This window comes from Elioraea sp. (assembly GCF_051860475.1).
GTDB lineage: Bacteria > Pseudomonadota > Alphaproteobacteria > Acetobacterales > Acetobacteraceae > Elioraea.
On record NZ_JBHYDW010000006.1, the window covers coordinates 24,135 to 40,168 of the forward strand.

Annotated in this window: 10 protein-coding genes; all 10 read left to right on the top strand. The window is 73.1% G+C overall.

What is annotated here, in order from left to right; all coding sequences use genetic code 11:
- Positions 1-9: 9 nt before the first annotated feature.
- The gene (prsK, locus tag ACTIFU_RS02290) at positions 10-2,082 is read left to right on the top strand and encodes an XrtA/PEP-CTERM system histidine kinase PrsK (RefSeq protein WP_439576663.1); all 2,073 of its coding nucleotides are present in this window, start codon (positions 10-12) and stop codon (positions 2,080-2,082) included.
- Complete coding sequence (prsR, locus tag ACTIFU_RS02295; protein ID WP_439576664.1) at positions 2,079-3,500, top strand: PEP-CTERM-box response regulator transcription factor; 1,422 nt, start codon at positions 2,079-2,081, stop codon at positions 3,498-3,500. Before prsK ends, prsR begins: the two co-directional genes overlap by 4 nt.
- Before the next feature lie 12 nt (positions 3,501-3,512).
- A complete protein-coding gene (prsT, locus tag ACTIFU_RS02300) occupies positions 3,513-6,332 on the top strand; it encodes an XrtA/PEP-CTERM system TPR-repeat protein PrsT (protein ID WP_439576665.1) in 2,820 nt (939 codons plus the stop codon).
- Positions 6,333-6,362: 30 nt separating this feature from the next.
- Complete coding sequence (locus tag ACTIFU_RS02305) at positions 6,363-7,706, top strand: putative O-glycosylation ligase, exosortase A system-associated (RefSeq protein ID WP_439576666.1); 1,344 nt, start codon at positions 6,363-6,365, stop codon at positions 7,704-7,706.
- Positions 7,707-8,014: 308 nt separating this feature from the next.
- Complete coding sequence (locus ACTIFU_RS02310; protein WP_439576667.1) at positions 8,015-9,139, top strand: glycosyltransferase; 1,125 nt, start codon at positions 8,015-8,017, stop codon at positions 9,137-9,139.
- Positions 9,136-9,570 (top strand): hypothetical protein, encoded by a 435-nt coding sequence (locus ACTIFU_RS02315; protein WP_439576668.1) that lies wholly within the window; start codon positions 9,136-9,138, stop codon positions 9,568-9,570. Before ACTIFU_RS02310 ends, ACTIFU_RS02315 begins: the two co-directional genes overlap by 4 nt.
- Before the next feature lie 54 nt (positions 9,571-9,624).
- On the top strand, positions 9,625-10,512 hold the full coding sequence (locus tag ACTIFU_RS02320; RefSeq protein WP_439576669.1) for a hypothetical protein: 888 nt from the start codon (positions 9,625-9,627) through the stop codon (positions 10,510-10,512).
- A 49-nt stretch (positions 10,513-10,561) separates the two neighbouring features.
- Entirely contained in the window at positions 10,562-10,684 is a 123-nt protein-coding gene (locus ACTIFU_RS02325) for a hypothetical protein (protein WP_439576670.1), read from the top strand.
- Between the two features lie 85 nt (positions 10,685-10,769).
- Complete coding sequence (locus ACTIFU_RS02330; protein WP_439576671.1) at positions 10,770-14,969, top strand: arabinofuranosidase catalytic domain-containing protein; 4,200 nt, start codon at positions 10,770-10,772, stop codon at positions 14,967-14,969.
- 139 nt (positions 14,970-15,108) lie between these two features.
- Entirely contained in the window at positions 15,109-16,023 is a 915-nt protein-coding gene (locus tag ACTIFU_RS02335; protein ID WP_439576672.1) for a hypothetical protein, read from the top strand.
- Positions 16,024-16,034 lie beyond the last annotated feature (11 nt).

The following is a 16,034-nucleotide window of genomic DNA, read 5'->3' on the forward strand; positions in this document are numbered from 1 at the left end:
ACCCGCGCCATGACCGCCTCCGTCGTCCTGCACACCGGCGCCGCGGCGTTCTGCCTGTTCTGGGCCGCGCTCGTGCTGGCGGCCGGACGCGGCCGGATCGCGCTCGCGCTCGCCGCCGCCTGCGGGGCGGGCGCGCTCTGGGCCGTCACCGTCGCGTTCCTGCCCGACTGGCCGCTCGACGGGGTGTCGGGCGCGGCCGACGTGCTGCGCTCGGCGGTCTGGTTCGCGGTGCTGCTGGTGCTCTATCGCCGCACCGGCGGCGCCGAGGTCGCCCCGGCCATGCGTCGCTTCGCGGTCGCCGGCCTCCTGCTCGTGCTGGTCGGCTTCGCCGCGCTGCTGCCCGGCCCGACCGCGGATCTCGTCCTGCCCACGCTCGGCTCGCCTGCCCTGCTCGCCCGGCTCGGGCTCGCGCTCGTCACCGTGCTGCTCGCCGAGAACATCTACCGCAACGCCGACGAGGCGGCACGCTGGCACGTCAACCTGCCCTGCATCGCGCTCGGCGGGCTCGCCGCCTTCGACGTGCTTGTCTGTGCCGACGCGGTGCTGGCGCGCGCCTTCTCGCCGCCGCTGCTCGACGCGCGCGCGGTCGTCATGGCGCTTGCGATGCCGCTGCTCGCGCTCGCCGCGGTGCGCGACCGCCGCTGGCGCCGCCAGCTGCCGGTCAGCCGCGCGGTGGTGTTCCATGGCGCGACCCTGGTGGTGGGGGGCGTATTCCTGCTCGGCATCGGGCTCGCCGGCGAGGCGGTGCGCCATCTCGGCGCCGACTGGGGCCGCGCGGTGCAGATCAGCCTGCTCGCCGCCGCCGCCCTCGCGCTGCTGGTTGCCGCCTCCTCGCAGTCGGCGCGCTCGCGGCTGCGCCGGCAGATCGTCGACAACTTCTTCACCGCAAGGCACGACTATCGGCGGGAATGGCTGCGCACCGTCGCCACTCTCTCCGCCGCCGATGCCGAGGCGCCGGCCGCCTTGCGCACGATCCGCGCGATTGCCGATCCGGTGGACAGCCCGGCCGGGCTGCTGCTGCTCCGCGAGGAGACCGAGGGCGCGCCACGCTTCGCCTGGGCACAGTCCTGGAACTGCCCCGATGCGCCGCTCGCCCTCGGCGCCGAGCATCCGCTGCTGCCGCTGCTGCGCGACGGCACCTGGATCGCCGAACTCGGCGAGGCGACGCCGGCGGACCTCGCCCGCGCCTATGGCGCGCTCTGGATCGCCGTGCCGCTCCTGCACCATCGCGAGGGGCTCGCCGGCATCGTGCTGCTCGCCCCGCCGCGCGCCCCCTTCCCGCTCGACGGCGAGACCTTCGATCTCTTGCGCACGCTCGGCCGCGAGGTGGCGATGTTCCTCGCCGAGCGGCGCGCGGCCGAGCGGCTGGCCGAGAGCCGCAAGCTCGCCGAATACGCCAAGCGCTTCGCCTTCGTCGCGCACGACGTCAAGACCGTCTCGCACCAGCTGAGCCTGCTGCTCGCGAACGCCGAGGACCACATGCAGGACCCCGAGTTCCAGCGGGACGTGCTGCTGACGGTGCGCGCCGCCACCGACCGGATCAACACCCTGATCGCGCGGCTGCGCCAGCCCGAGGAGGAGGCCGCCCCGGCGCGCGCCGAGCCCGCGCATCGCGTGGCTCCGGCGGCGCGGCTCGCCGCGCTCGCCGCCCCCCGTCAGAGCCGCGTGATCGTCGAGCCCGGGGACGATCCGGGCCTTGCCGCGATCGGGGCGGAAGCGTTCGATGCCGCGGTGACGCATCTCATCAACAACGCCATCGACGCATCGCCCATGCATGAGCCGGTCCGCATTGCGCTGCGCCGCGACGGCGCCCGCATCGTCATCGACATCGCCGATCGCGGACCGGGAATGAGCCCAGGGTTCGTGCGCGACGTGCTGTTCCGCCCGCTCGGTACCTCCAAGGCGAAGGGCAGCGGCATCGGCGCCTGGCAGGCGCGCGAGCTGCTGCGCGAGGCGGGCGGGGATCTGGCGGTGCTGACGCAGCCGGGCGAAGGCACCACGATGCGCCTGACCCTGCCGCGCGCCGAGGCGGACGCCGCCGCCGCCCCGGCGGCGCAGGAGCAGGTGCGGAGGTGCGCATGAGCAAGCCGAAGCTCCTGGTGGTCGAGGACGATCCCGCGCTCTGCGCCCAGTACAAGTGGGGCTTCCCGGCCTGGCGCGTGCTGATCGCGAATGATCGCGTCGAGGCCGAAGCGGTCGCGCGGCGCGAGCAACCCGCCGTGGTGCTGCTCGATCTCGGCCTGCCGCCCGACGCGGAGGGCGTGGCCGAGGGGTTCGCGGCGCTCGAGACGCTGCGCCGGCTCGCGCCGACCATGCCGGTGGTGGTGTCCTCGGGCCAGGACCACCGCGAGAACATGCTGCGCGCGATCGCGCTCGGCGCCTACGATTTCTGCGAGAAGCCGGCCGACCTGGCGCTGCTCCGCACCGTGCTCGACCGGGCGCTGCGCCTGCGCGAGCTCGAGGAGGAGAACCTCCGTCTCGCCGCCCAGCCCCGCCCCTCGCCGATCCGCGACCTCCTCACCGGCGACGAGGGGATGCTGAAGGTCTGCCGCACGGTGGAACGGCTCGCCTCCGTATCGGTGCCGGTGCTGCTGCTCGGCGAATCCGGCACCGGCAAGGAGGCGCTCGCGCGCGCGCTGCACGAGATGGGCACGCGCGCGGCGAAGCCCTTCATCCCGATCAACGCCGCCGCGATCCCCGAGACGCTGCTCGAGGCCGAGCTGTTCGGCCACGAGAAGGGCGCCTTCACCGGTGCGGTGCGCCAGGTGATCGGCAAGATCGAGCAGGCCAACGGCGGCACGCTCTTTCTCGACGAGATCGGCGATCTGCCCGGCAACCTGCAGGCCAAGCTGCTGCGCTTCCTCCAGGAGCAGATGATCGAGCGGATCGGCGGGCGGAGCCAGATCAAGGTCGATGTGCGCTTCGTCTCAGCGACCAACCAGCCGCTCGAGCAGCAGGTCGAGGAGGGCCGCTTCCGCGCCGACCTGCTCTACCGGCTGAACGCCGTGACCGTGCGCATCCCGCCCTTGCGCGAGCGCGGCGAGGACGCGGCCCTGCTCGCGCGCGCCTTCCTCGCCCGCGACGGGCGCGAGTTCGGCCGCCGCTTCCGCGGCTTCGATGCCTCCGCCCTCGCCGCGATCGCGGCCCATCCCTGGCCCGGCAATGTGCGCGAGCTGATGAACCGGGTGCGCCGTGCGGCGCTGATGGCCGAGGGCCCGCTGGTCAACGCCGAGGATCTCGAACTCGCCGCTCCCGATCGCGCCGCGATCGCCGCGCAGGAGGCCGACAGCGAGGTCGATCTCGATCTGCGCGCCGCGCGGATGCGCGCCGAGCGCGAGACGATCGAGCGCGCGCTTGCGCGCAGCCAGGGCAGCCTCACCGCCGCCGCGCGGCTGCTCGGGATCAGCCGCCCCACCCTCTACACCCTGCTCGATACGCACGGGATCCCGCTGCCGCGCCCCGAGGCTGGCAGCCCCGCCGCGTCCATCGACGCCGTCTGACGGAGACACGCCATGGCACGACCCCTCACCACGCGGATTGCCGCCCCCCTCGCCTTCGCCGCCGCGCTGATGCTGGCAGTGCCGGCCGACGCCTCGGTCGACCGCGCCCGCGCGGCGCAGCAGCGGGGCGACCTGCGCGCGGCCCAGATCGAGTTCCGCAACGCCGTGCGCGCCAGTCCGGACGATCCCGCGCTGCGGGCGGCGCTCGCCCGGGCGAGCCTCGATCTCGGCGACGGCGACACCGCCGAGAAGGAGGCGCGCGCCGCGCTCGAGCGCGGCTACGACCGCGCGGACGGCACCGCGCTGCTGCTGCGCGCCTACATGACGCTGCGCCGCTTCGAGGAGATCCTGCGGGAGTTCCCGATGCAGGAGGGCCAGGTGCCGAACGCGGTCGCGGGCCAGGTCGCGGCCGGACGGAGCATGGCCTATCTCGCGCTGAACCGGCGCGAGGACGCTGCCCGCGCCGCCGCCGATGCGGTCCGCCTCGCCCCCGACCGGGTCGATCCGCAGCTCGCCGCCGCCACCGTCGCCGCCGTGGCCGGCGACCGCGACGCCTCCGAGGCTGCGGTGGACCGCGCGCTCGCGATCGAGCCCGACAACGCCGACGCGTTGCTGCGCAAGGGCGGATTCCAGTTCGAGCGCGGCCAGCTCGCCGAGGCCTCCACCACCTTCGCCCGGGTGCTGGAGCTCGCGCCCGGCCATATCCCCGCCCGGCTGCGCCGCGGCGAGGTGCTGCTGCGCATGGGCAACGACGCCGAGGCGCGCCAGGAGATCGACCGGGTGCTGCGGCTCGCGCCAAGCGCGGTGCTGGGGATCTACATGAGCGCGATGCTGCACGGCCGCGCGCAGGACTGGCCGGCGGCGGACGAGGCGCTGCAGCGGATCCAGGGCCAGCTGCCCAACATCCCCGACGGGCTGTTGCTGTTCGCCACCGTCAAGCGCGCGCTCAACCAGCTCGAGCAGGCCGAGGACGCGGCGCGCCGCCATGTCGCGCGCCGGCCCGAGGATCCGCGCGGCGCCAAGCTGCTCGCCACGCTCGAGCTGCAGCGCGGCGCCGCCGATGCCGCCGCCGGCACGCTCGACCGGCTGGCGCAGCGCGGCGCGGCGGACGCCGAGGCCTATGACCTGCTGGGCCGCGCGCATGCGCAGATGGGACGCCGGCAGGAGGCGCTCGACGCGTTCAGCAAGGCATCCGAGCTCGCCGCCGACAATGCCGGCGTGCTCGCCCGGCTGGCGGTCGCCCGCCTCGCCACCGGCGACGCGGGCGGCGCGCAGCAGGCGGCGGAGGCGGCCCTCGCGCGCAACCCCGACCAGGCCGGCGCGCGCGAGATCCTGGCATCCGCGGCACTCGCCCGCGGCGATCTCGCGGCCGCCTCGGCCCAGCTGGAGCGGCTCGGCCCGGCCGCGCGCGGCGGCGAGCTCGCCGGCGTGCTGGACGGCACGATCCGGGTGGTGCGGCTCGACATCGAAGGCGGCAAGCAAGCCTTCGAGGCGGTGCTGCGCGACCATCCGAACAGCGTGCGGGCGCGGCTCGGGCTTGCCCGCGTCGCCGCCATGCAGGGCGATCTGGAACGTGCCGAGCGGCTGTTCGGCGAGGTGCTGGAGCGCGAGCCGGGCAACCCGGAGGCGCTCGCGCGGCTCTCCGCGGCGGTGATAACCGGGGGGCCGCGCGCGGCGTCCTCGCGCGCCGTGCTGGAGACGGCGAACGCCGCCCAGCCCGGCGATCCCGCGCTCGCGATGGCGCTCGGCACGGTGCTGGTGCGCGCCGGCGAGCCGGCCAAGGCGGCCGCCGTGCTGGATGCGCCCGCGTTCCGCGAGCGCCGCCGCGAGACCCGCCACCTGCTGCTGCTGGCCGAGGCGCGCGCCGCCGCCGAGCAGCCGCGGGAGGCCGAGGAGGCCGCGCGCGCGGCGATGGCGCAGGACCCGGACAATCCGCTCGCCCGCCGCGTGGTGGCGGGGCTGCTCCTGCGCGCGAACGATCCGCGCGCCGCCGAGACGGTGCTTGAGCAGGGGCTGCGCAGCCGGCCGACCGATGCGCTGCTGCAGCAATCCCTGATCCAGACGGTGCGTGAGGGCCGCGGCCTCGACGCGGCGCTCGAGGTCGCCGACCGGCTGGCGCGCCAGGAGGCCACCCGCCCGACCTCGCTGACGCTGCGCGGGGACCTGCTGATGGGCGCGGAGCGGTTCGAGGAGGCCGCCGCCGCCTACGCCGCCGCCTACCAGCAGGCGCCGTCGGGCGTGCTCGCGCAGCGGCGCGCGGCGGCCCTGCAGCGGCTCGGCAGGACGGACCAGGTCATGGCCGCGCTCGCCGCCTGGCTCGAGCGCCAGCCGGGCGACACGCCGATCCTGGCGCTGCTGTCGCAGATCGAGATCGGCACCGGCAAGACCGTCGAGGCCGAGCGGCGGCTCGTGCAGGTGGTCGCGGCGCGGCCCGAGGACGCGGTGTCGCTGAACAACCTCGCCTGGCTGATGCAGGCGCGCAGCACCCCCGAGACGGCCGAGGGCCGGGCCACGCTCGCGCAGGCGCGGCAGTACGCCGAGCGCGCCTACTACCTCGCGCCCTCGGCGGAGACCGCCGACACGCTCGGCTGGATCCTGGCGCGCACCGGCGAGGCCGCGCGCGCGGTGCCGCTGCTGCGCCAGGCGGCAGCGGCGTCGATGGCGCGGCAGCGTCCGGATGCCTCGATGTTCTACCGCTACGCGGTGGCGCTCGACGCGACCGGGCAGCGCGAGGAGGCGCGGCGCGTGATCGAGCCGGTGGTCGCCTCCACCGCGCAGTTCCCCGAGCGGGCAGAAGCCGAGCGGCTGCTCGCGCGGCTGCGCGGGGGCTGATCAGGCGACGGGCGGCGGCCGGGCAGGGCGATGCGCGACCTCTTCTTCACCATGCTGATGGTCCCGCTGCTGGGGCTTGCCGGCGCGCAGCCGTTCGTCGGCGTGCTGCTGTGGTCGTGGATCTCGTTCATGAGCCCCCATCAGCTGACCTGGGGGTTCGCGGCCACGCTGCCCTGGGCGGCGATCGTGTTCATGGTGACGATCGTCGGCTGCTTCGTCGCGCGCGAGCCCAGACGCATCCCGCTCAACGTCCTCACCGTGCTGGTCGCGCTGCTGATGGTGGGGATCACCATCACCTCCTTCGCCGCACTCGGTCCGACCGAGATGGTCTGGCCGAAATGGGACCGCGTCTTCAAGATCATGCTCGGTGTGCTGCTGACCGCCTCGCTGCTGGACAGCCGCAGGCGGGTGCACGCGCTGATCTGGCTGATCGTGGTCTCGCTCGGCTATTTCGGCGTGAAGGGGGGGATCTTCACGCTGAAATCCGGCGGCGGCCACATCGTGCTGGGACCGCCGAACAGCATGATCTCCGACCGCAACCAGCTGGCGGCGGCGCTGCTGGTCTCGCTGCCGCTGATGAACTACCTGCGCCTGCAGTCGCGCCACCGGATGGTGCGGCTGGGCTTCGCGTTCGCGATGGCGACCACGCTGTTCTCGGTGGTGGGCAGCCAGTCGCGCGGCGCCCTGGTCGGGCTGGCGGCAACCGCGGTGGTGCTGTGGGCGCGCAGCCGCGGCAAGATCGTCTCCGGCGTGGCGATCGCGCTGTTCGTCGGCCTGGCGCTCGCGTTCATGCCCGACAGCTGGACCGAGCGCATGAACACGATTCTCAACTACGAGGAGGACGGCTCGGCGATGGGCCGGGTCACGGTCTGGCTGGCCTCGTTCGAGATCGCGCGCGCCCGGCCGCTGCTCGGCGGCGGGTTCCGCGCGATGTACATCCAGGCGGTCGTCGACCAGGTCATGCCGGGTGTCGCGGCCCGCGCCGCGCACAGCATCTGGTTCGAGGTGATCGGCGAGCAGGGCTTCATCGTCGCCGGGATCTGGTTCGCGATGCTGTTCACCGGCGGGTTCTACACGCTGCGGATCGTGCGCATGACACGCCACCGGCCCGATCTCCGCTGGGCCCATGACCTCGCGCGCATGACCCAGGTGGCGATGGTCGCGTACATGTCGGCAGGCTCGTTCGTCTCGCTCGCCTACTGGGACTGCTTCTGGACGCTGATGATCACGATGGGGGCGGTGCATCGACTGGTGAGCGAGGCCGTCCGCACGGCCCCCGCCGCCGCTTCCGCATCCGCCGCCGGCTGGCGCGCGCGCGCGCCGGTCGCCGCCACCCCGCCGCTGGGTCCGGCGCGCGCCGGCCTCAGGCCATGAGAGACGCCGCGACCGAACAGGGAGATCTCGGATGGAGAGCCTCTACTACCTCATCATGCTCCTCGGGATCGTCTGGCTCTGCGCCTGGAGCATCGCCCCGGAGCCGTACCGCACCCAGTTCTGGTGGCCCTTCGACATGCACGCCGACGCTGACGGCGCCGCGCGCGACGCCGGCGACGGCGGCGGCGAGAGCGCCCGAGGCCGGGCGCGCCGAGGCAGCGCGGCCATGCCAGCAAGCCCTGTCGCGGCCACTCCGGCTGCTGACCTTCAGCACGCTCTACCCAAACCCCGCCCAGCCCAATCATGGCGTGTTCGTCGAGAACAGGCTCAGGCACCTGGTCGCTGGCGACGCGGCTGAGAGCACCGTGCTCGCCCCGGTGCCGTGGTTTCCCGGCCGCGGCCCGGACGGACGCCCGAAAGCCGGCTTTCCCGAAATCCCGATCCGCGAGACCCGCCACGGCATCACGGTGCACCACCCGCGCTTCCTCGCCGTACCCGGGCTCGGGATGGTCTCCAATCCCTTCACGCTCCACCGCGCGGCGAAGCGGGCGGTCGCGCGGATGGTGGCGGACGGCGTCGCCTTCGATGCGATCGACGCGCACTACCTCTACCCCGACGGCGTCGCGGCGGTGTGGCTCGCGCGCGACTACGGCGTGCCCGTGGTGCTGACCGCGCGCGGGTCGGACACGTCCCAGCTGCCGCACTACCGCATTCCGGGGCGGCTGATCCGCGCCGCGATCGCGCGCGCCGACGCGCTGATCGCGGTCAGTGCGGCGCTGAAGGAGGGGCTCGTTTCGCTCGGTGCGGCGCCGGAGAAGGTGACGGTGCTGCGCAACGGCGTCGACCTGGACACGTTCCGCCCCCTGCCCGACCGCGCGGCGGCGCGCGCCGAGCTCGGCTTCGACGGCCCCACCCTGCTCTCGGTCGGCCTGCTGATCGAGCGCAAGCGCCACCACCTGACGATCGAGGCGCTCGCGCGTCTGCCCGGGCACCGCCTGGTGATCGCGGGCGAGGGGCCGGAACGATCCGCGCTCGCAGCGCTCGCCGCGCGCCTCGGCGTCGCCGAGCGCGTGCGCCTGGTCGGGCCGGTGCCGCATGCGCGCCTGCCGCTCTACTACGGCGCGGCGGACGTGATGGTGCTCGCCTCCTCGCGCGAGGGCTGGGCGAACGTGCTGCTGGAATCGATGGCCTGCGGCACGCCGGTCGTTGCGACGCCAGCCTGGGGCTCGCGCGAGGCGGTCGCGGCGCCGGAGGCCGGGCTGGTGCTCGACGAGGCCACGCCCGAGGCGCTTGCCGCCGGCATCCGCCGCGTGCTCGCCGCCCCGGCCGATCGCGCCGCCACCCGCGCCTATGCCGAGCGGTTCGGCTGGGACGAGACCACGGCCGGCCAGCTCGCGCTGTTCCGCCGCGTGCTGGGGCATCGAGAGACATGAAGCTCACCCGCCGCGAGCTCGCGCCCCTCGCGCTCTCGATCGCGGCCGCCTGCGCCTCGCCGGTGCCGCCGGCGATCGCGCAGCAGCGGCGGCCGCCGCCCCGTGCCCTGCCGCCGCCGCCGCCCATGCCGGCACCGCGGCGCGCGGGCGATATCGGCGGGCTGGTGCTCGAAGGCCACGGCACTCCCGCCGGCACCGTGATGCTGGTCGGCCACGCCTTCCCGCCGGGTGCCCTGCCGCGCGGGCACGGCGTGGCGCTCAGGCTGGTCGCCGGGGATCGTCCGATCGAGGCGGCGCTGCAGGTGCTCGCGCGCCACCCGGACGGCTCGGCGCGGGCCGGACTGATCAGCCTCGCCGCGCCGGCGCTGCCGCGCGGCGGCCGCGCCGGCGTGCTGATCGCACGGGTTCCCGCCCAGGGCTCGGCACTGTAGCGTGCCCTCCCTCCCCTTCCGCAGCACGGCCGTCTCCGGACGAACGAGGACGTCATGAGCACGACCCAGGGCTATCTCACCCTCGCCACGGGGGACCGGAAGTATGTCGAGATGGCGGCCAATTTCGCCGCCTCGATCAAGGTGATGGACCCGAAACGGCGGGTCTGCCTGGTGCACGACTTCGCCGAGGGGCTCGACCCTGCGCTCGCCGCCTTCTTCGACGACCTCGTGGTGATCCCGCGCGACGCGCGCTACCCGCACGTGATGAACAAGATCCGCCTGTTCGAGGCCTCGCCCTACGATCAGACGATGTTCGTCGATGCCGACTGCCTGCTGATGAAGCATGACGTCGACCGCTACTGGGCGCACGCCATCCAGCACTTCTTCTGCATCACCGGCAGCCCCGAGCGGCGCGGCGAGTGGAAGGGGATCATGATCGAGGACATCCTGCGCGAGCGCGGGCTCGAGTACATGGTCGTGATGAACGCCGGGATCTTCTACTTCGACCGCTCGGACGAGAGCCGGCACTTCTTTTCGGAATTGGAAGAATTCTACCTGAAGGAGATCGAGACCCTGGCGATCTCCAACTACAAGGGCAAGGGCAGCCACAGCTTCGAGCTCTATCTCGGCATCTTCCTCGGCATGAAGGACCTGAAGCGGCTGCTGATGCCGAATTTCGGCAACAACTCGTGGATGGTCTCGACCTGGCGCATCGCCTTCTGCCGGTTCGACATCCGCGCCGGGCAATCGGAGATCTTCAAGCTTAGCAACTTCCTGTTCGGCCTGCCGGTGCTGCCCACCCGGGTGGTGCGGCTGTCGCCGACCTTCCCGCATTTCGTCGGCCTGAAGCCGAAGCGCACCTATGCCCGACTCGCCGCCGAGTTCCGTCGGCTCGCTCGTGCCCGCACGCAATCGCCGGCCGACCTGGCGACCGCCGCCTGATACCGCACGGAACCGCCGCGCAGCTTGACCTCAAGGATTATATTCCTCTATGCTGGTGAAGCCATCGGGCGAGTTGCGCCTGCCCGACCGCGCCCGCCATGCCACCCGCCCTGCCGGCGCCGCCTGCCCACGCAATGCGGCACGCCGACCCGTCGCGATCCCCGTCGTGTGAGTGCCGAGACGGCCCGCCGGGACGGCGGGGATGCCGTCGCGTGCCTGTCCGCCGCCATCGCGCTACCGTCATTCCGGAGCCCCGCATGCCCCGCATCCTCCCCTCCCGTGGAGCACTGCTCCGCCGCCGCACCCCTGTCCTGCCGCAGATCAGCATCGCCACGCCGGTCTCGCCGCAGCCACCGGGTGCGCCGATCCTCGTCTCCGGCACCTATGGCGGCAGCCCCACGGCGATCACCCTCGTCTGGCGCCAGAACGGCCAGGACATCTCCGCGCCGGTCGCCGCCACCACGCTCTCCGCGGGCCAGTGGTCAGCCACCCTCACCACGCCGGCCCAGGAAGGCGATTACGTCCTGCGGGTCGCCTTCGATGACATCGCCCCAGTCGCCGACAGCGAGCCGATCCAGATCGTCGCAGGCGCGGCACAGGCGACGCAGGCCGCCTTCGTGTTCGAGGGCACGGGCACGACCACCGACACCGTCGCCCTGTTCGGACACGCCTTCGAGCGGGGCATGCTTGCCCCCGCCGACCCGGTGGTGCTGCGCCGCACGGACACCCAGGCGCCGCTGCGCACCCAGCTGAACCCGCTCAGCACCTGGACCGACGGCAGCGTGAAGACCGCGCTGCTCGCCGCCGAGCTTCCCGCCCTCGCCGACCAGGCGACGCTGACGGCCGAGCTGGTGCGCGGCGCGGCGCATCCCGACCCCGGCAGCACGCTCGCCTTCACGACCGCGCTCTCCGGCCGCAGCGCCGTCGTCACCGTCTATCCGGCGAGCGGCAGCCCCTGGGTGTTCGACGTGCTCGGCGCGATCGGCGCGGATCGCTGGCACCAGGGGCCGCTCGCGCTCTCGACGCGGGTGGCCACCGCGGTGCCGCAATCGGCCTGCGGCGTGACCTCCGTGCGGCTGATGGTCGACGTGGTCGTCACCAAGGAGGGGTTTCTCGAACTCGATGTCTGCTTCTCGAACGACCGGGTGCAGCACTCGGGCGGCGGCATCGCCACCTTCGGCTACACCATCACGATCGACGGGACGACGGTCTACGATCAGCGGCCGAGCTCGGGGGCGGCGCGCCAGCTTCTGCAGTATTCGCAGTGGATCCGCCGCCGCGGCCGCGCGGTCGGCGCGGCGATGCCCGAGCGGCCCTTCGTCCGCCCCGACCTCGACCTGCTGGTGCGCGCCGGCGTGCAGCTCGACTACGACCGCAGCCAGGCGATCGGCACTCCGCATGTGACCGGCTCGGTGGACAACGTGCTGGCCGCCGGCAGCGCGGTGCCGACCGATCCCTACTGGCATTGGGGGCTGGCGCGCGGCGCCGGCGATGTCGGCGGCCGGCCGGAGATCGGCTACCGCACCTTCGCCTGCGCGATGTGGCTGCGCGACGGCTACCGCAACGCGATCTCGCTCGCGCACCGGCAGTTCGAGGCGGCCTCGACGCGCGGCATGTACTTCTACGACTGGGATCTCGGCCGCTGGCTCAACCCGGTGGACTGGCCAAGGATGGCGTACACGGCGCATTCGGCCTCGCCCGCCGGCACCTCGCGCGCCACCGCCACAGGCTTGCCGTCCGATCAGCGGCCGACCCACAACACCACCGACCACATCACGATCGACCACGCGCATCACGGCTCGTTCAACTGGACCGTGGCGCTGCTGTCCGGCCGCCGCCTCGCCTATGACGGGCTGGCCGCACGCTCGGCCTGGGCGTCGATGGACCAGCAGATCAAGGCGAACGGGGCGCTCGGGGCGAACGTGCCGGACTGGCGCAGTTTCACCCCCGACCACACCACCGGGCGCGCCTGGGCGGTGCGGCCCTGGGCACCGCAGACGCGCTCCTGGGCCTGGGACTTCCGCGACATCGTCGACTGCGCGACGATCCTGCCCGACGGCTACGAGGGCGCGCACCGCCTCTTCTACGACCGCAACGTCGAAGCCTGGGTGAACAGCGTCAAGGACGTGCTGCCGCTCGTCCGGTCGATGTTCACGGCGAATGTCATCGGCACGCCGATGCTCCACGCCGACGAGAACCACCTCGCCGGCTTCATGTACTCCTTCATCTTCTACGGCGCCGGCACGGCGATGAAGGCCGGCGTAGGCGGCGCGAACCTGGCCGAGGTGGTCGAGGGCTGGACGACGTTCCGCACCGGCAGCGTGATCGACGGCGGCTATCCCTATCGCAGCGCGCTCGCCGGCGGGAACATCAACGTGCGCGGCAACCCCCAGCCGCCGTTCAACGCGCAGACCTGGGCCGAAGCCTGGGCCAAGTCGCAGGCGGCCGGCATGCCGACCGTGCCGGAGGACTGGTCGGCTGGACAGCAGGAGGGCGACTGGCAGCGCAACACGCTGTCCGGGCTCGCGCTGATGCTCGATCTCGACCTGCCGGTCGGGCTGAAGGCGCGGGTCGCGGACTCGCTCGTGCTGCTGCGCTCGGAGCGGCAGAACGCGCAGGCGCACCCGCATCCGCGCACCCAGCCGAACGACTTCTTCTCGAGCTTCTTCATGTCGAACACGGTCACGTCGCTCGGCGTGACCTGGCAGTGGGACAGCGCGCCCGTGATCGTGCCGGGGCAGTCCTTCCAGGTCGCGGGCGATGCGGCGCCCGGCGCGATCGTCGGCGTGGTGCGGTTCACCGGGCCGATCCCGCGCAACAGCGACTCCGGGCTGACGCCGGCAACCAAGGCGTGGGAGATCACGGCGCAGCCCGCCGGCGATCCGTTCACGATCAGCCAGGGCGGCGCGATCAGCCTCGCCGGCAACCCGCCCGCCGCCGGCACGTCGAGCGTGACCGTGCGCGCGCGGACCTACAACCAGAACTCCACCACGCCCATCCTGTCCGCGCCGGTGACGGTGAGCATCACCACGACCGCGGTGCCGGCGGAGATCCTCTCGGTCACCCCAGCGAGCCCGCAGGAGGTGCTGGTCGGCGCGCCGGTCGGCACGACGATCTATACCGTGGCGGTGCGCGGCAATGCGCCAATCACCCCCAGCATCGCGAGCGGCAACACGACGCTGTTCGAGTTCGTGCCCGCGACCGGCAACAGCTACGTCGTGCGCACCAGGGCGACGCTGAGCCTCGGCACCTATCCGCTGACGCTGCGCGTCGAGAACGCGCACGGCCAGGCCACGATCGATGTCTCGGTCGGCGTGGTCGAGAACGTGACGGCATCGGTCGTCACGCTTGGACAGACGATCGAACTGCGCGAGACGATGACCGCGGGCCAGCAGGCCGAGAGCACGATCGCCTACACCGGCGACCCGCCGGGCAGCGCGGCCATCATCGCGGGCAACGACGCCGGCCTGCTGGCCTCGCCGCTCACCATCGACGGCGCGCAGGTGCGCCTGTTCACGGCCGGACCGGTGCGCAAGCGCGACGTGGCGCAGATCACCCCGACCATCCAGATGTACAACGCCGCCAACGCCGCCAATCCGTCGAGCGCGGTCGTCACGGTCAACGTCGCGCAGCCCTGGGTGCACCGCGCGGCCGCGCCGAGCCTGACCTATATCGGCGTCTGGTCGATCGCGCGCCGCCTGGTGGAGACCTACACGGGGCCGCTGATCCGCATCCGCCGTGCGAGCGACAACGCGGAAGCCGATATCGGCTTCGTGCCGAGCGGCGGGCACCACGTGCTCGACGAGGCGGCGGTGACGGGCTTCGCCGGCGCGAGCAACTGGTTCATCCGCACGATCTACGACCAGTCCACCGAGGGCGCACATCTCCAGCAGGCCAATGCCTCGGTCCAGCCGCTCGGCGGCGCCTCCGGCGGGTTCACGCGCGTGGGCGCGAACAACCGCGCGGGCGCGCTGTTCGGCTCGAACCGGCGGATGGACCATACCTTCACGGTCCTGCCCGCCGGCGACACGCTGGCGCTCTACACGGCGGTGCAGATGCACAGCTCCGTCGCCGGGTTCCAGCGGATCGCCGCGGTCGCCGAGCTGCAGCTGATGACGGACAGCGGCCCGCCCTATCTGCTGCTGGGCAATGGCGGGGTGAAGCACTCCCAGACCACCACGGCGGGCCAGAACGTGATCCTCTACGCGCGCCACCGCAACGTCATCAGCGCCGCGGACCGCAACCGCGTCGGCTTCACCGCCCGCGCGGTCGAGGTGTCGACCGGCGGCAACAACGCGCTGACCACCAGCAATGCGCAGGTGACGCTGGGGACGAACAATCAGGGCCACAACCCGTGGCCCGGCCGCTGCGCCGAGCTGGTGCTGGCGAGCGCCCTGACGGTCGGCACCGAGGAGGCCGGCCTCTACGCGGCCGCGGGCGCCTTCTTCGGCGTGTAGCGGGCATCCGCCGCCGCGCGCGGGCGAGATCGCAGCCTCACCCTTGCCAAGCCAGTGCCGAGCGGGTTCTGTGGCGCCCGCCCGGCCGGCCGCGCGCCGCGACCCAGGGTACCAGCGGTGCGACGACGGGGCGGAGAGGATGCTCTACAGGCTGCGGCAGCGGTACAACTACTGGCAGTTCGAGCGGATCATCGCCGCCGTGCACGACACGCCGCCCGTGCGGGTGGTCGAGTCGGACCTGCGCATCCTCAGCATGATCGCCGAGCGCGACATCGCGATGTACCTGATGGCCGCCAAGGTGCTGTACCGGCGGCTCGGCCATGGGCGGTTCGTCCTCATCATCGACCGCGACCTGCCGCAGCCGCGCCGCGACGCGCTCAGCCGCCATCTCGGCGGCGCGGTCGAGTTCGTGATCCTGGAGGACATCCCGGTCGGGCGCTGCCAGCGGGGCGGCACCTGGGAGCGGCTGCTCACCTGCCTCGACTGGTCCGAGCGGCACTACGTGGTGCAGATGGACGCCGACACGCTGGCGATCGGCGACATCCCCGAGGCACGCGACGCGATCGCGGCCAACCGCGCCTTCACGCTGGCCGAGGGCATTCCGCTGCAGAGCTTCGACGAGGCGGTCGCCTGGATGGAGGCCAACGTCCCCTCCCCCACCCACATCATCGACGCCACCCAGTATGCCTTCGCGCAGCACCCGGACCGCGCGCGGCTGAACTACATCCGCGGCTCCTCGGGCTTCGCGGGCTTCGCCAAGGGCGGGGTGACGCGCGCGCTCGCCGAGGACTTCCATGTCCGGATGGAGGAGATCCTGGGGCGCGCGCGGTGGCGCGAATGGGGCACCGAGCAGGTCGCCTCCAACTTCGTGGTGGCGAACTCGCCCGACCCGGTGGTGCTGCCGCATCCGGACTACGCCACGATCGGCCCCGAGGCCGACATGAGCCGGGTGCGGTTCGGCCACTTCATCGGCAGCTACCGCTTCGAGCGGCAGCGCTTCGCCCGCGCCGGCGCCGCGCTGATCCGCGATCTGCTGACCAACCGGGCCGCCTGAGGAGCCCAGCC

Bases quoted from the DNA above. Each gene is read 5' to 3' on its own strand.
- ACTIFU_RS02335 (WP_439576672.1), top strand. From the start codon at position 15,109: ATGCTCTACAGGCTGCGGCAGCGGTACAACTACTGGCAGTTCGAGCGG.
- ACTIFU_RS02320 (WP_439576669.1), top strand. From the start codon at position 9,625: ATGAGCACGACCCAGGGCTATCTCACCCTCGCCACGGGGGACCGGAAG.
- prsR (WP_439576664.1), top strand. From the start codon at position 2,079: ATGAGCAAGCCGAAGCTCCTGGTGGTCGAGGACGATCCCGCGCTCTGC.
- prsT (WP_439576665.1), top strand. From the start codon at position 3,513: ATGGCACGACCCCTCACCACGCGGATTGCCGCCCCCCTCGCCTTCGCC.
- prsK (WP_439576663.1), top strand. From the start codon at position 10: ATGACCGCCTCCGTCGTCCTGCACACCGGCGCCGCGGCGTTCTGCCTG.
- ACTIFU_RS02315 (WP_439576668.1), top strand. From the start codon at position 9,136: ATGAAGCTCACCCGCCGCGAGCTCGCGCCCCTCGCGCTCTCGATCGCG.
- ACTIFU_RS02305 (WP_439576666.1), top strand. From the start codon at position 6,363: ATGCGCGACCTCTTCTTCACCATGCTGATGGTCCCGCTGCTGGGGCTT.
- ACTIFU_RS02325 (WP_439576670.1), top strand. From the start codon at position 10,562: ATGCTGGTGAAGCCATCGGGCGAGTTGCGCCTGCCCGACCGCGCCCGC.
- ACTIFU_RS02330 (WP_439576671.1), top strand. From the start codon at position 10,770: ATGCCCCGCATCCTCCCCTCCCGTGGAGCACTGCTCCGCCGCCGCACC.